Here is a 14,925-nt window from a genome sequence, read left to right as displayed (position 1 = left end):
ATGACAAAAAGATATATACAAATTCTTGTCTTATTATTGACTTTCAATTTACCGAGCCAAGAACTGGTATTGTCTTTTAAAAACGAAGATTTATCTAGGAGGACTAGTAAAGATTCATACACCTTAACAAACAAAAAAAATAATGACTTAGCGCTTATTATAATGGAGCGCAAAATTATTGCTGCATACCTATTTAATTCTGAATTTAAAGAAGTTCAACAGTTTGAAACTTCAAATATTAAATCTAAATACAACGAAGTTCTTGGCTATAGGGTTGACAGCAATACCTACCACGTTCTTTATACAAATAACAACCATAGCAAATTCGCTATTCTACAATTAGACTTTAATTCTAAAACAAGTTATTCCACCGAAATAGATTTAAATCTTAATAAAGGCGAGGTATTTTTAGATGCTATAAATTACAACAACGAGTTGTATATTTTAAGCGGAGACAATACATCTACATTAACTATAAGACAATTAGACCCAAATGATTCGTTTAACGTTATTAAAACTTTTATTTTGGAAGAAATAATTGAGGACTCCTCACTTATTAGCAGTAAATATGCCATAGGTTCATTTATTTTATCCGGATATGAGTCTCGTAATATTACCAAAATTGACCCTAGAACACCAAGTTCTATAGAACGCGCTTCCAGCACCAACAAATTGTATCAAGATAAAGAAACCCTCTATCTCACTTTTGATACAAATGAAGACGCTACAATTTTTTACACCATAAATTTAGACGAATTAGATTTAAAAGTAAAAACATACCCGTATCCAAAATCAAGAGTTAATGAAAGCTTTAAAAAGTTTAACTCCTATGTTTTTCAAAAAAACATATATCAAATTGCAAGTTCAAAAGACGAAATGGTTTTTGAGATTAAAGATTTTGATGGCAACCTTATCAACGATTATTATGTTAATAGAGACATGACTATCAATTTTAAAAACTCACCAATAATTCAAGAAGGAGCCACCGCAATACCTTTTATAAATACAAGAAAATTTGAACAGACATCTAAATACTTAAGAAAAATATCTGCAGGCAACCTTGGTATTAATGTTCACTTTTTGAATGAATTATACTATATTACTTTAGGAGGCTATCAAGAAATAAATACTAGCGGAATTAGCCCTATAGTAAGCACTCCCGCAATGACTAGCGCTGGCTTTACTTCTTTCAACCCTACATTCCATAATTATAATTTTTATACCGTAACTAAGTCAACGTTTTTCAATACTATCTTAGATCTAAATTTTAAACATGTTAAAGGAGAAATCAAAGAAAATAGTTTTGATAAGATAACTAAACACAAAGAAGACAAGCCATATCTTACGGCAGAAGATATTTTCTACTACAATAACGAACTCTATTTTGGCGCTTTCAATCTCAAAGAGAGTGAATATAATCTTATAAAATTCTAATCGAGATTTTCGATTGCATCAATAATTTTTTCTTTACAAGCAAGCCACTACCTACTCTTTAAGTAATTTTGAATTGAAACATTACAAAAAGACAATGAAAAAAATAGCACTATTATGTTTAACAGTTTGCTTTTTAGCTTGCGGAACTTCAAAAACTGTTCGTCAATCTAAGAAAACGATTAAAGGAGACTGGACATTAAACTCTATAAAATCTTCAGCCATTGGAGATTTAAAAATCACACTTCTTAGTGATGCCGAAAAAACTTGCTTTGAGAACAGCACATGGCAATTTGTACCTAATAACAACACGGGAACCTATACACTTTCAGGGTCTAGCTGCGATACAGAACAACGGTATTTTACGTTTACAATAGACGAAGTTGATGAGAATACAGGTCTTTATGATTTTCTATTAAAACCTACAAACGAAAAAGGTAAATCTGAAACTAATGCAGGGTTTAGACTAGAACTCACATCACTTTCTGAAACTACCATGCAATGGGAACAACTAGTAACTTTAGATGGAAGGCCCATCACCATTACTATGAATTTTACAAAATTTTAAATTATAAAACGAGTATGTTCAAAATGTCATTACTTAAAGGGGATGATTAAAAACGAACAGCATGTGATCATTAAAAAACATTAAATAAAAACATATGAAATTATTAAATTATAAATCGAGTTTAGCCATTACCTTATCATTACTCTTAGTATTAATGACTAGCTGTAAGGCTGTAGACAATGCAAACAATAAACAAAAAGGAGCGGCCATTGGAGCTGCTGGTGGAGCCCTACTTGGTGCCATCATTGGAAACAACGTTGGTAAAGGTGGCAAAGGAGAATTAGGCGCGGTTATCGGAGGAGTTGTTGGCGGTGGTGCTGGTGTACTCATCGGAAACAAAATGGATAAACAAGCTCAAGAAATTGAAAGCGAAATTCCTGGCGCAACTGTGGAGCGCGTTGATGATGGTATAGTACTGACCTTCGACGAGCAAAGTGGTGTTTATTTTGATACAGAAAAATATAACATCAACGCAAAGTCTCAAGAAACCTTAAACAAATTAGCAAGTGTATTTACCGAATACCCAGATACAAATATTCTTGTTGTTGGTCATACAGATAGTTCTGGTAATGATGCTTACAATATGACACTATCTAAAAACAGAGCCGAAGCTGTAACTAATTATTTAACAGGTAAAGGCTTAGGCACCGCACGTTTCACAACCCATTGGTTTGGTGAAGAACAACCAATGTACGATAATACAACAGCAGACGGACGTTCTAAAAACAGACGTGTAAATATTGCGATTGTTCCTAATGAAACGATGGTAAATGATGCAAAAGTAGAAGCTGGCTCTAATTAATAACTTTTGCTAAAACTATTCGGCAATTACATCAGAGTTAAATATATTACAGACCTTATAATTTTAAATTTATAAGGTCTTTTTTATGATGATAAAATATATAGTTCAACACACACAATTAGCAGAAAAAAACATAAAAAGTACGATTCAATTATTAAATGAAGACTGTACTATTCCTTTCATTTCACGATACAGGAAAGAAGCTACAGGAAATTTAGATGAAGTACAAATTGGAGACATTGTTAAATACAAAGAATTATTTGAAGCTTTAGAAAAACGAAAAACAGCCATTATAAAAGCTTTGGAAGAACAAGACGTTTTAACCGAAGACCTAAAACAAAAGATTGAAAACACTGAAGACGTAATAACGCTTGAAGATCTCTATTTACCTTTCAAGAAAAAACGAAAAACAAAAGCCGAAACAGCTCGTAAAAATGGTTTGGAACCTTTGGCTAAAATCATAATGAGCCAAAAGGCAAATGATATCGAAGCTATTGCGTTTAAATATATTAAAGGAGGTGTTACCTCTGTTGAAGATGCTTTAGAAGGAGCCAGACATATCATTGCCGAATGGATTAATGAACGCACTGATATTAGGAATAGTTTACGAAACGAATTAGAACGACATGCTCAAATCATTACCAAAGTAATTAAGTCTAAATCTACAGACGAAAAAGCGCAAAAATTCCGAGACTACTTTGATTGGTCTGAATCCCTATCACGAATTCCTTCACATAGATTATTAGCCATTTTAAGAGCAGAAAGCGAAGGCTTTATCCGTGTAAAAATTGAAGTTGATGCTGTTAGAGTTTTAGAACGCATTGATAATAGAATCATACAAAGCCAAAATGCTTGCGCAGACCAAATAGAGCTAGCGATTTCAGATGCTTATAAACGTCTATTATTTCCGTCGTTAAGCAACGAAGCCCTGAGTAATGCCAAAGAAAAAGCAGACGAATCTGCCATAACTGTCTTTGCCAAAAACTTAAAACAATTGTTATTAGGCTCTCCTATTGGAGAAAAACGAGTTTTAGCGATCGATCCTGGTTTTAGAAGTGGCTGTAAAGTTGTTTGCTTAGATGCACAAGGTGCTTTAAAACACAATGAAAACATCTATCCACATGCCCCAAAAAACGATAGTATCGGTGCCATAAAAAAGATTTCCTCTTTAGTTGAAGCCTATCAAATTGAAGCCATTGCTATAGGTAATGGAACGGCATCACGAGAAACCGAAGCTTTGATTCGAAAAATTCAGTTTAAAAATGATATCCAAGTATTTGTTGTAAGTGAGGCTGGCGCAAGTATTTATTCAGCTTCACCGATTGCACGTGAAGAATTCCCAAATTATGATGTTACCGTTCGTGGTTCGGTTTCTATTGGACGACGTTTACAAGACCCGTTAGCAGAATTGGTGAAAATTGACGCTAAATCTATTGGAGTTGGGCAATACCAGCACGATGTAGATCAGGCAAAGCTTCAAAAACAACTCGATGTTGTGGTTGAAAATTGTGTAAATGCCGTTGGAGTTAATATTAACACCGCGAGTACACCACTACTCAGTTCGGTTTCAGGAATTGGACCAAAATTAGCAGAAAACATCTTTAATTACAGAAATGAAAACGGAGCATTTAAGTCGAGAAACGATATTAAAAAAGTACCCCGATTAGGTGGAAAAGCTTACGAACAAGCGGCTGGTTTCTTAAGGATTCGTGATGCAAAAAATCCATTAGACAACTCTTCCGTACATCCTGAAACTTATAAGATAGTTGAAAAAATGGCTAAAGATGAAGGAGTTTCACTTCAAGATTTAATTGGAAATAAAACTATTCTTCAAAATATAGATTTAAAAAAATATTACACAGAAACAGTGGGTTTGCCCACGCTTCAAGATATGATTAAAGAGCTTGAAAAACCAGGTCTAGATATTCGAGAAACAGCCAAAGTATTTACATTCAATCAAAACATAAAAACCATAACTGATTTACACGAAGGACAATTACTACCTGGTATCGTTAACAATATCACCAATTTTGGGTGTTTTGTAGATGTTGGGATTAAAGAAAGTGGCCTTATTCATGTGTCCAATTTATCGGATAGCTTTGTAAAAGATGTTAATGAACATGTGTATTTGCATCAGCAAATAATCGTGAAGGTTTTAGAGGTAGATGTAGCAAGAAAACGGATTCAATTAAAGCTTCATAAATAAATGCTCAAAATAGCTTTTCATCCCATATATAAACATCCACTTCCATTAGGGCATCGGTTTCCTATGGAAAAATATGAATTATTACCTCAACAACTTTTGCACGAAGGCACCTGTACACAAGCTAATTTCTTTCAACCAGAAAAACCTAATGACAAGTATATTGTTGCCGTTCATGACCCTGAATATTATTATGATTTAATTAATATCACTCTAAATCAGCGCGCCGCCCGAAAAATAGGGTTTCCGTTAAGTAGGGCCTTAGTGCACCGAGAAATATTAATTGCAGATGGCACAATTAAAGCAAGTGAATTTGCTTTACAACACGGCATTGCCATGAATATTGCAGGTGGCACACATCATGCATTTACCAATCGTGGCGAAGCATTTTGTTTACTAAATGACCAAGCCATTGCTGCGCGATATCTTCAAAGTAAAGGGTTCGCTAAAAAGATTTTAATTGTAGATTTAGATGTACATCAAGGCAATGGAACGGCAGAAATTTTTCAGAATGATGATTCCGTTTTCACTTTTTCAATGCATGGTAAAAGCAATTATCCTTTTAAAAAGGAAACTAGTGATTTAGACATCGCTTTAGAAAATGATACTGACGATTCTAACTATTTAAACCTTTTAAAAAACACATTACCAAAACTCATCACACAACAGCAGCCCGATTTTATCTATTATTTATCTGGAGTTGATGTTATTGAAACCGATAAATTAGGAAAATTAAGTTTAACCGTTGAAGGCTGTAAAGCTAGAGACCGTTTTGTTTTAGAACAATGTAAATTAAATGAAATTCCTGTAATGTGCAGTATGGGAGGTGGTTATTCTCCCGACATCAAAACAATAGTAAATGCACACGCTAACACGTTTAGACTAGCGCAAGAGGTTTACTTTTAGTTCAAAAGCGATTTCTCATAATTATTTTACCATCGGATTAACTATTCTTATATTTGTTTAAAACACCACAACTATGTTATCAAAAACTATTGAAGCCGCATTAAATAAGCAAATAAGAATCGAAGCAGAGTCATCTCAGGCCTATTTAGCCATGGCAATTTGGGCTGAAGTAAAAGGATTAGAAGGTATTTCTAATTTTATGTACGATCAGTCGGATGAAGAGCGCACACACATGCTAAAACTTGTGAAATTTGTAAACGAGCGCGGTGGACATGCACATATATCTGAACTAAACGCACCAAGTGTAACGTTTTCATCTTATAAAGAAATGTTTGAAAAACTTTTAGAACATGAAATCTTTGTATCCGAGAGCATAAACGATTTGGTTCACATCTCGCTCCAAGAAAAAGATTATGCTACACACAATTTCTTGCAATGGTATGTTTCAGAACAAATAGAAGAAGAAGCTACTGCCAGAACCATCCTTGATAAAGTAAAAATGATTGGAGATGACAAAGGTGGTTTATATTTATTTGATAGAGATATCCAACAACTCACAGTAAACTCAGCAGCTCAAGGTCCTGCTATCTAAATTTTAAAAAGGTGTTTTTGCAAATTAAAACGGTACCGATGCATTATCAAAAACACTTTTTTTTACTTAATATTTTCATAGATTAAAAATATAGCCGAACAAATAATGTCGATTCTCAAAATCGGATTATAAATTAAAACAACTGCTATAAAGACCTATTTACTTATACTATATTTAATACTACGGTATCATACTTTAAATATAAAATAGTGTTTTATGAAAAAATTATTTCTCTTAAATATCTTAATTATTGTTGTGCTTTGCAATAGCTGTGCTAATAATAATAACACCGAAAAAAACAAAATCACAAATCCCACAACAGAAGTTAAAAAAGATCTTAAAAAGGGAATAAAATTTACTAACGAGCAATTTTATGATGCTGAAGGCCAATTTTTAGAGGAAAAGGCAAAAGACGCTTTAATGGAAATGCTTGCATATCATAATTATCCCATTTTTGATGGTTTACGTGAAAAAATTTGGCTCACCGATTATAATCAAGGTAACTATGCCGAATTAGGATTAGCATCTATAATGTTCGTAAATAACGAAGAAGACAAATACATGTTAATGGACATCTTTCTTCTACCAGGCCAAATGTTAGGTGAGCATATGCACTTTGCCGCAGAGGGCAACCCTGTAAAAATGGAAGGTTGGCTAGTAAGACATGGAAAAAGCTACATCGTGGGTGTCGGAGAAAATAATCGTGATCAATTTCCACAAGTGGTAGTTCCGCAAAACCACTGGGAAGGCAAAGTAACGACCAATCATATTATTGAAGCTAACGAAGGAGATTTTGCTTCACTAGTTAAGGCTGAATCACCTCATTGGCAAATGGCAGGACCAGAAGGAGTTGTTATTACTGAGGTTGGAAATGTACATACAAATTCTGGCGTTTTGAGATCTGATCCTAAAATGAATTAAACAATAATGATGAGCTATCTAGCAGTCAATGTTGCATCTAATTGTTCAAGGCACAACACCTAAATGTTAAATTTTATTTAGATTAAATATAAATAGTTATTTTTGTACTATTGATTTTTTATGCAATGGGCAAAAAGAAGAAAAATAAAAAGCTAAAAAAGGAACGTATTAAAGTTCTTGAGACCTCTGGCTTCGAGACACTTGGAAAAGTAAAAACCAAGTGCTGCAAAAAATATAAAAAAGCCGAAAACAAACGTTGTAAAAAATGTCCTTGTTTTGATTTACTAAAGAAGGTGGCTTAACCTCTATTCATCTTAATTTTTATTTAGAGTTTTATAAATTATAATTTAATTATAAAATAAACAGGTTTGTATTTAAGGAATTATAAAATTTGTAGACTAAGTAAATTATATTTACAAATTCTAACATAATTCTTATCCGATGAGATCACTCTATTTTCGTAAATTCATCCTTATTTATCTTAGTATCTCATTGGTTTCTTCCTTATCCATTTACGGACAGAACCAAGAAACAGACAGGACCATTATTCCTGTAGACTGGGATGTTTGTAAATACTATCCAGTTATAAATGCTAAGACATCATCAATAAAGCCACCGACTAACATACTTCAAAAAATGGCTAGGGGTAGTGAAAACTGCGCAACGTTTATAGTTGATTATAATGGTTTTACTCCTGAAGCTCAAGCTGCATTTCAGTTTGCAGTAGATATTTGGTCAAATTCTATTGAATCGTCTGTACCCATTAGAGTTTCTGCAAATTTCGGAGAATTAGACGAAGGAGTTTTAGGAGGTGCTGGCCCAACAAGCTTTAGTACTATTTCGGTAGACGGCCTTCCTTCTAATATTGCTTTTCCTATTGCTTTAGCAGAAAAATTAGCTGGAGAAGAATTAACTAATTTTGGAGAAGAAACCTCAACAGACATCCAAGCAACCTTTAGTAGCACAGCAAATTTTTATTTTGGTTTAGATGGTAACACCCCCATCAACCACGTGGATTTTGTTTCTGTAGTTTTGCATGAGCTTGGCCATGGATTAGGAATATTAGGGTTTGGCAATGTAGATGATCCAGACGATCCAACACAAGGCTTGCTAAGAGTACAAGGATTTATTGGTATATGGGATAATTTTATTGAGAACGGTACTCCTACAGCTCTGACCACTTTTGAGGATCCGTCAGCCGAGTTGCTATCAGAGATTACAGGTAATAATCTTTTTAGCAATGGCCCCATAACTACAGCACAAAATGGAGGTGTTAAGCCATCAACATATGCTCCTACGGTTTACAGGCGCGGTTCAAGTTATAGTCATTGGGACGAAGGCACATATCCACCTGGACACCCTAATTCATTAATGACTCCTTCTATTGGTCTTGGAGAAGCTATTCATAATCCTGGATTGGTAACACTTGGGTTTATGGAAGATATGGGCTGGGGTATTTGCGGAGGAACACTTTCTGTTGATAATTTCAATTTAAGCACAATAAAAGTAAGCCCAAATCCTTTTAATTCATCTATAGATATTCTATTAGACGCACACAGCTCCGATACATTTAGTATAGATATTACAGATTTAAACGGTAGACAAATACTAAAAATAACTCAAAAAATCAGTAACGGTAAACTTACAATTTCTAATTTAGAGCAACTTGAGGACGCACTTTATTTCATTAAAATTAGCAATGAAAACACTGGTTCTAGCATTATTAAAAAAGTTATAAAATATTAACTGTATATGTAATCTAAAACAACGACTATTGCGTTGTTCTTTATTTGCTTTTTTTATATTTTATTTAGAACGCTTCATAAATAATTTTTGTCATTTGTAATTTTTTAGCTACTTATTAGACTTATTAGTATGACTCACACTTTTAAAGAATTTTCTACAAACGCCATTTTCAATATTGGAAATGAAACTGATTTACGTTCCTTTGAAACAGCTAAACAATGTGAGTTATACACGTTTATTTGGGCAAAATCTGAAGCTATCGATTTAACTATTGACAGCGTACCTTTTACGGTTCCTTCGTATAGTATATTAGCATTAACACCTATTCAGTACCTGCAATACAATGGAGGTAATGACATAATAATGTATCAATTTAATAGTGAGTTTTACTGCATTAAAGATCACGATCAAGAAGTGAGTTGTGTTGGTATTCTCTTTTTTGGAAATACTAATATTCCAATTATTCATTTAGATAAAGCTGAACAACAAAAATATGATACGCTTCACGAGGTTTTTATAGATGAATTAGAAACTGAAGACAACATACAAGCGGAAATGCTTAGAATGCTAATGTCAAGATTTATCATAAAGAGTACACGTTTATTAAAAGCTAAAGAAGGCATTACAGAATCTCCTAAAAGTTCTAAAGTAGATTTATTACGCGAATTTAATTTTTTAGTGGAACAACATTTTAAAACAGAACACGGTGTGGCGTTCTACGCAGAAAAACTATTTAAATCACCAAAAACCTTATCTAATAATTTCGCGAAACTAAACAGAAGTCCATTACAAATTATACACAACCGTATTGTATTAGAAACACAACGTCAATTAGTCTACACCGATAAAACAGCAAAAGAAATTGCTTACGATATCGGCTTTGAAGACGCTTCACATTTAAGTCGTTTGTTTAAAAAGAGCACCTCGATGTCGCCTTCAGATTACAAAAAACGCCTAAAAACTACTAGTTAGGAAAAATTGACATGCCGTAGGGCAAATTCTTCATTTTAAAGTACCCACTTCTCTCGCATCTTTGCATTGTAATATTAAAACAATAACAAGATGACACTAAAAATCAAATCCATATTTAATCTCATAGAGATATTTACAAACAGTCCAAAAAAAATAGTAAACAACATTAACACAGAATCGTATTGTGAGGAAAAACATATTCATGATTATTACTGTGATGCCGAAAAGCCATTTATAAGCTAAATTAACAACAAGGGAAAAAATGACATGCCAAAAGAAATAACAAGCATTCTTTAGCGCTGTGATATAACGCAACTTTGTACCAACAAAAAATTCAAAATAATTACTAATAATAATTCTGTATCAAATCAGAATAAAAAAATTAAAAACATGAGCACATTTAATATTTTAAAAAGAGAAGACGTTAGCGCTAATAATCAAGCGATATTCGATAACCTAAATAAGGCCCTAGGTTTTGTACCTAACTTATATGCAACCTACGCAAACAGTGACACTGCTTTAGAAAATTACTTAACATTTGCCAATGCTAAAACCTCCTTATCTGCTAAAGAAAAAGAAGTTGTAAATCTGGCTGTTAGTCAGGTAAACGACTGTATATATTGTCTTTCTGCACATACTGCTATTGGAAAAATGAACGGCTTTACAGATGCACAAATCTTAGAATTAAGAGCTGGTTTTTCTACTGTAAACGAAAAATTTGACGCTTTAGCAAAATTAGCTAAAAACATTACCGAAAATAGAGGTAAAACAGACCAAGATGTATTAGAAAACTACTTTAATGCAGGTTATACGAAAGGAAATTTAATAGACACCATTTCTTTAGTTGGTGATAAAACCATCTCTAACTACATACACAGCACAACGCAAGTACCAGTAGATTTCCCTGTAGCACCACCTTTAGAATTAGAAACTATTTAATTAATAATCATATCCCATAAAATTTAAAAAAGATGAAAAAAATTGTAGCAATTATCGCGATCGCATTAACCTTTACATTAACAGGAAATGCACAAGACAGCATGACAACTAAAGCGACAACAGTGACTTTAGAACAAACTAAAGGAGTATTTACTCAAAAAGCATTAACCTTAACAGAAGGTGATTATATTTTTGAAATTGCCAATAACAATGTTGGTAAACAAGTTGGTTTTGTATTGGTACCTAAAGGAAAAGACGCTTCTAAACCAGAAAATCATATTAAAACGGCTTATGTCACCAAGGCTGTTGAAAATAACACTAAGGAATTTAGTAATGTAACGACCTTGGCTAAGGGAGAGTATGTGTATTTCTGTCCTTTAAATCACACACCTCAATATACACTGACCGTTGAATAGATTTCATTAAAGTAATCTGTATTTTAACTTAAAAAGAGCAACCCGTTAGGTTGCTCTTTTTTCTTTTATCTAATAAGCACATCACATTATTTACCTAGCATTAAGAGTTCACTACAAACGACTTCTGTAATATAACGTTTCATACCATCTTTATCTTCCCAAGATCGAGAGGTTAGCTTCCCTTCTATAGCCACTTCTTTACCTTTTGTAATAAATTTTTCTACAATCTGAGCTGTTTTTCCCCAAGCTACAACATTATGCCATTGTGTATCCGTAACCTTTTCACCTTGCGCATTTTTATAACTTTCATTCGTTGCGATAGAGAATTTTGCTAAGATTTTTCCGGATTCAAAATTGGTGATTTCTGGGTCTTGTCCTAAGTTACCAATCAACTGTACTTTGTTTTTAAGTGTGTTCATAATTTCTAATTTTAATGGTTAAACAGTTAATACTATCGAGTTCTAATGTTTCGACACTGCAAAGATGTGGCAGCCTCCAAATACTATTCGGTAGTTACCCACTTACATACGTTTGTAATTAATTGTTTTCGTTTGTAAATGGTTAATTGTAGATGATACAGGGTTTTATTGTATTTTTATGTAAAACTAATTAGTGTACGCATATACGTGAGTTGTCAACAAGTTAAAAAAACGAACTAAATGAGAAATATTCTAACTTTGACAATGATTTTAACTATGTGTTTCACACAAATATCTTTAGGACAAGATGAGTTAAAAATAGAAAAATCTGACAACTCTCAGCTCATTAAAATCCTGAATAATTCTGAATTAATTGAAGCGAGTAAAGACAACTTTTTATTTGTAAAAATATTTATAAGTGACAACGGAACTGGAAGCGCAGCATTCCCGAATTCGGAAGTTTCATATAATTTGCTAATTGCTGTTTCTGAAATTGACGAAAAGCCGGTTCAAAATCTTTTCGAAATCGGACCTATGTATAATCCAAAGATTGTAGAATGGACTGTCGAAGATGAATATGAAAAAGAAATAAAAATAGAATACGGGATTTACAAAAATCGACAGACTGTAAAACTTAAAATAAATATTAACGAATTGGAAATAATAAAATAAAAGCCAGTTGCCAACACCGCAACAAACCATATAAAAACACGTTGGTAGCTATTCTGAAATTAATTCTATGAAAAAATATTTTTTACATTTCGTCCTACTAATAATGATATTGACAATTACGCTAAATTGTGTATCAACTTCGAAACTTTACCGTTTTGAAAATGAAGAAAGAAATTATGCAGGGCAGTTGAATGATTCTGACTTTTTTCAACTGAAACAGTTTTTAACAAATTCTATAGCCTCTAAATTGAAAGATACAATAATCATTAAATATGACTATAATAACGAAACTTGTTGGAATTTATTGGATAATAAAAATAAAGACTACATAATGGATTTTGTGAAAAATTACAATGAAAGAGTTCAAAATGAATTATTTACTAGACCGAATATTTCTATTTATAACTTCAGAGAACCAGGGAATAATTTCAACAAAATTAAAAAGTGGAACAATAATATATATATTGATAGTACAAAACAACTATTCAATTTATTATTTAAAGAACGTTGTGTTTGTGGAAGTTCAATTGCTATTATGCCTGATAAAAAATTTGTGTTTATACGCTCTGATTCACACTCTGAAATTTTAGATTTAACTCAAGAACAAATAAAAAAAATAATGAATAGAAAATAAAAAGTAGCTACCAACAACATATATAATTAATTGCTACCTGCCTTTTTAGAAAGTTTAAGCATAATTTTTGATTTCTAAACAAAATGTAGACACCAAAAATCGTAAATTAACGAAACAATATTAAAATAAGACATTTAGGAATGTGGGAAATAGACGCGCTTTTAAAAAGTAGCATTGCATTTATTAAAGATTCAAAACTTGATGTTGAAAGCAAAAAACAGATGATATGGAATTTTGAGAATATTCCAGAATTGTATGAATTTGATGCTGGAAATTTTGAAAAGAGCGAAGTCGATAGCAATATTGATTATAAAGAAATAAATCCTTATGAATTAGGACGTTTAATTATAGACGAGGCAAAAAGCAAAAATAGAATCGACCTAATTTATGAGTGGTCGGCATTTTTATTAAATTTCTGGAGTGAGTATTTTTCAAATATTGACACATTAGAAAATCTGAAGCTGAATTATTTGAAGCCTATAAAAGTCATCTTTACAGAATGTGACTTTGTTGATTATAAACCAATTCATGCCACGCTAACAATTTATAAAAATGGCAACAAATGGTTTAGCGAAGAGCAAAATAATTTGATTAAATGGTACTGCAATTAATTCCTAAATGAGACACCAAAACCATACAACTAACTGATAAACAATCGTATCTTAGAACATTTGACCAAAATAACATAAATGGAAGATATAATCATACGCTTAAGCAAAACAAAATTAGTAGTAATGCTAATTTTCAGTTTAGCTTTTATTGTTGGTGGCATTTATATGATAATCGATTCTAATAAATCTATTAATAATCAACATTCAGGGGAATTTCTTACTATTATTGGAGTATTAAGTGTTTTATTTTTTGGGCTAGGGTCATTTTTTATTGCTGAAAGATTATTTACCAAAAAAGCAGGTTTGAAAATAAATGATAAGGGAATTTTTGATTACTCAAACGCAACAAGTATCGGATTAATAGATTGGGATGATATTACGGGTATTGAAACTATTCAGGTCAAAATTCCTGTTTATGAATACTTTTTCACTGTTTCATCACCTAAAATGTTAATTATAAACACAAGCAATCCTGAAAAATATATTGAACGTTCAACAAATATAATTTCAAAAGAAGCTATGAAAACAAATAACAGAATGTATGGAACACCTTTAACAATAACATCACATACTCTGAAAATAAAATCATCTGAATTAGAAACAATTATTTCGGAAAAATTGAAAAAAAGGAAAAATAAAAACGTTGTCGACAATTTGACATCAAATGAACTTATTGATTAAAAGTACACAGTTTGGAATTCTAATTTTGGTTTTTTTCTTGTCAAAATGCAAATAGAAAAAAAACAACTCATAGCTTTTAAATTTAGTAATTATTATTAAATTAGTCACTTAACTGTGCAACTAAACACGTCAGCATTAATTAAATAAACTACATATGACTAAAGAGGTAAATAAAGTAAAATCACAAAAAAATGCAGCCATATTATTAATTATAGTTCCTTTAATTCTATTAATTTCTTATTTAGGAAAAACTGACTTTGATGCCTACGGTCTAAACAATTATATAATCAGTGGTGCATTAATAGTTTTGATTATTATTGGTTCCATAGGCCTAAAGAATAGCTTACGTAAACAAAAAAAGCAGAAAATTTAAGCCTGATTTCAATGCGCCTTCAGATTTAAACCTAACAAA

At 32.1% G+C, this 14,925-nt stretch carries 18 protein-coding genes; 17 read left to right on the top strand and 1 reads right to left on the bottom strand.

Annotated features, from left to right (window positions below; all coding sequences use genetic code 11):
• The 12 genes from HM986_RS06015 (at position 1) to HM986_RS05960 (ending at position 11,496) form a co-directional block, all read left to right on the top strand.
• Positions 1-1,434, top strand: coding sequence for a hypothetical protein (locus HM986_RS06015; RefSeq protein ID WP_179334136.1), 1,434 nt, complete (start codon positions 1-3; stop codon positions 1,432-1,434).
• A 94-nt stretch (positions 1,435-1,528) separates the two neighbouring features.
• On the top strand, positions 1,529-1,999 hold the full coding sequence (locus HM986_RS06010; protein WP_179334135.1) for a lipocalin family protein: 471 nt from the start codon (positions 1,529-1,531) through the stop codon (positions 1,997-1,999).
• Positions 2,000-2,093: 94 nt separating this feature from the next.
• Positions 2,094-2,801, top strand: coding sequence for an OmpA family protein (locus tag HM986_RS06005; RefSeq protein WP_179334134.1), 708 nt, complete (start codon positions 2,094-2,096; stop codon positions 2,799-2,801).
• Between the two features lie 88 nt (positions 2,802-2,889).
• Positions 2,890-5,007, top strand: a complete 2,118-nt coding sequence (locus HM986_RS06000; protein ID WP_179334409.1) for a Tex family protein — start codon at positions 2,890-2,892, stop codon at positions 5,005-5,007.
• Entirely contained in the window at positions 5,008-5,910 is a 903-nt protein-coding gene (locus tag HM986_RS05995; protein WP_179334133.1) for a histone deacetylase family protein, read from the top strand.
• 73 nt (positions 5,911-5,983) lie between these two features.
• Positions 5,984-6,502 (top strand): ferritin, encoded by a 519-nt coding sequence (locus tag HM986_RS05990; protein WP_020895048.1) that lies wholly within the window; start codon positions 5,984-5,986, stop codon positions 6,500-6,502.
• A 216-nt stretch (positions 6,503-6,718) separates the two neighbouring features.
• Positions 6,719-7,423 carry a cupin domain-containing protein gene (locus HM986_RS05985; RefSeq protein ID WP_179334132.1) on the top strand — a complete coding sequence of 235 codons (705 nt, stop codon included), beginning with the start codon at positions 6,719-6,721 and terminating at the stop codon, positions 7,421-7,423.
• A gap of 441 nt (positions 7,424-7,864) precedes the next feature.
• The gene (locus tag HM986_RS05980; protein WP_179334131.1) at positions 7,865-9,169 is read left to right on the top strand and encodes a T9SS type A sorting domain-containing protein; all 1,305 of its coding nucleotides are present in this window, start codon (positions 7,865-7,867) and stop codon (positions 9,167-9,169) included.
• Positions 9,170-9,298: 129 nt separating this feature from the next.
• Positions 9,299-10,141, top strand: a complete 843-nt coding sequence (locus HM986_RS05975; protein WP_179334130.1) for a helix-turn-helix domain-containing protein — start codon at positions 9,299-9,301, stop codon at positions 10,139-10,141.
• A gap of 90 nt (positions 10,142-10,231) precedes the next feature.
• The gene (locus HM986_RS05970; protein WP_179334129.1) at positions 10,232-10,384 is read left to right on the top strand and encodes a hypothetical protein; all 153 of its coding nucleotides are present in this window, start codon (positions 10,232-10,234) and stop codon (positions 10,382-10,384) included.
• Between the two features lie 147 nt (positions 10,385-10,531).
• Positions 10,532-11,080 (top strand): carboxymuconolactone decarboxylase family protein, encoded by a 549-nt coding sequence (locus HM986_RS05965; protein ID WP_179334128.1) that lies wholly within the window; start codon positions 10,532-10,534, stop codon positions 11,078-11,080.
• Between the two features lie 32 nt (positions 11,081-11,112).
• Entirely contained in the window at positions 11,113-11,496 is a 384-nt protein-coding gene (locus HM986_RS05960; protein ID WP_179334127.1) for a hypothetical protein, read from the top strand.
• A gap of 86 nt (positions 11,497-11,582) precedes the next feature.
• Here HM986_RS05960 and HM986_RS05955 read toward each other — a convergent pair whose 3' ends face one another.
• Positions 11,583-11,915, bottom strand: a complete 333-nt coding sequence (locus HM986_RS05955; protein WP_020895056.1) for a single-stranded DNA-binding protein — start codon at positions 11,913-11,915, stop codon at positions 11,583-11,585.
• A gap of 240 nt (positions 11,916-12,155) precedes the next feature.
• On the opposite strand from HM986_RS05955, the gene HM986_RS05950 reads away from it, so the two are divergent.
• The 5 genes from HM986_RS05950 (at position 12,156) to HM986_RS05930 (ending at position 14,886) form a co-directional block, all read left to right on the top strand.
• Positions 12,156-12,587 carry a hypothetical protein gene (locus tag HM986_RS05950; protein WP_179334126.1) on the top strand — a complete coding sequence of 144 codons (432 nt, stop codon included), beginning with the start codon at positions 12,156-12,158 and terminating at the stop codon, positions 12,585-12,587.
• A gap of 67 nt (positions 12,588-12,654) precedes the next feature.
• The gene (locus tag HM986_RS05945; protein WP_179334125.1) at positions 12,655-13,221 is read left to right on the top strand and encodes a hypothetical protein; all 567 of its coding nucleotides are present in this window, start codon (positions 12,655-12,657) and stop codon (positions 13,219-13,221) included.
• Between the two features lie 140 nt (positions 13,222-13,361).
• Complete coding sequence (locus HM986_RS05940) at positions 13,362-13,832, top strand: hypothetical protein (protein ID WP_179334124.1); 471 nt, start codon at positions 13,362-13,364, stop codon at positions 13,830-13,832.
• Positions 13,833-13,910: 78 nt separating this feature from the next.
• Complete coding sequence (locus HM986_RS05935) at positions 13,911-14,513, top strand: STM3941 family protein (RefSeq protein ID WP_179334123.1); 603 nt, start codon at positions 13,911-13,913, stop codon at positions 14,511-14,513.
• A 154-nt stretch (positions 14,514-14,667) separates the two neighbouring features.
• A complete protein-coding gene (locus tag HM986_RS05930; RefSeq protein ID WP_179334122.1) occupies positions 14,668-14,886 on the top strand; it encodes a hypothetical protein in 219 nt (72 codons plus the stop codon).
• Positions 14,887-14,925: the final 39 nt, after the last annotated feature.

The sequence above is a fragment of the Winogradskyella costae genome, assembly GCF_013403865.1.
Classification (GTDB): domain Bacteria; phylum Bacteroidota; class Bacteroidia; order Flavobacteriales; family Flavobacteriaceae; genus Winogradskyella; species Winogradskyella costae.
This window is presented reverse-complemented; position numbering and strand designations above follow the sequence as displayed.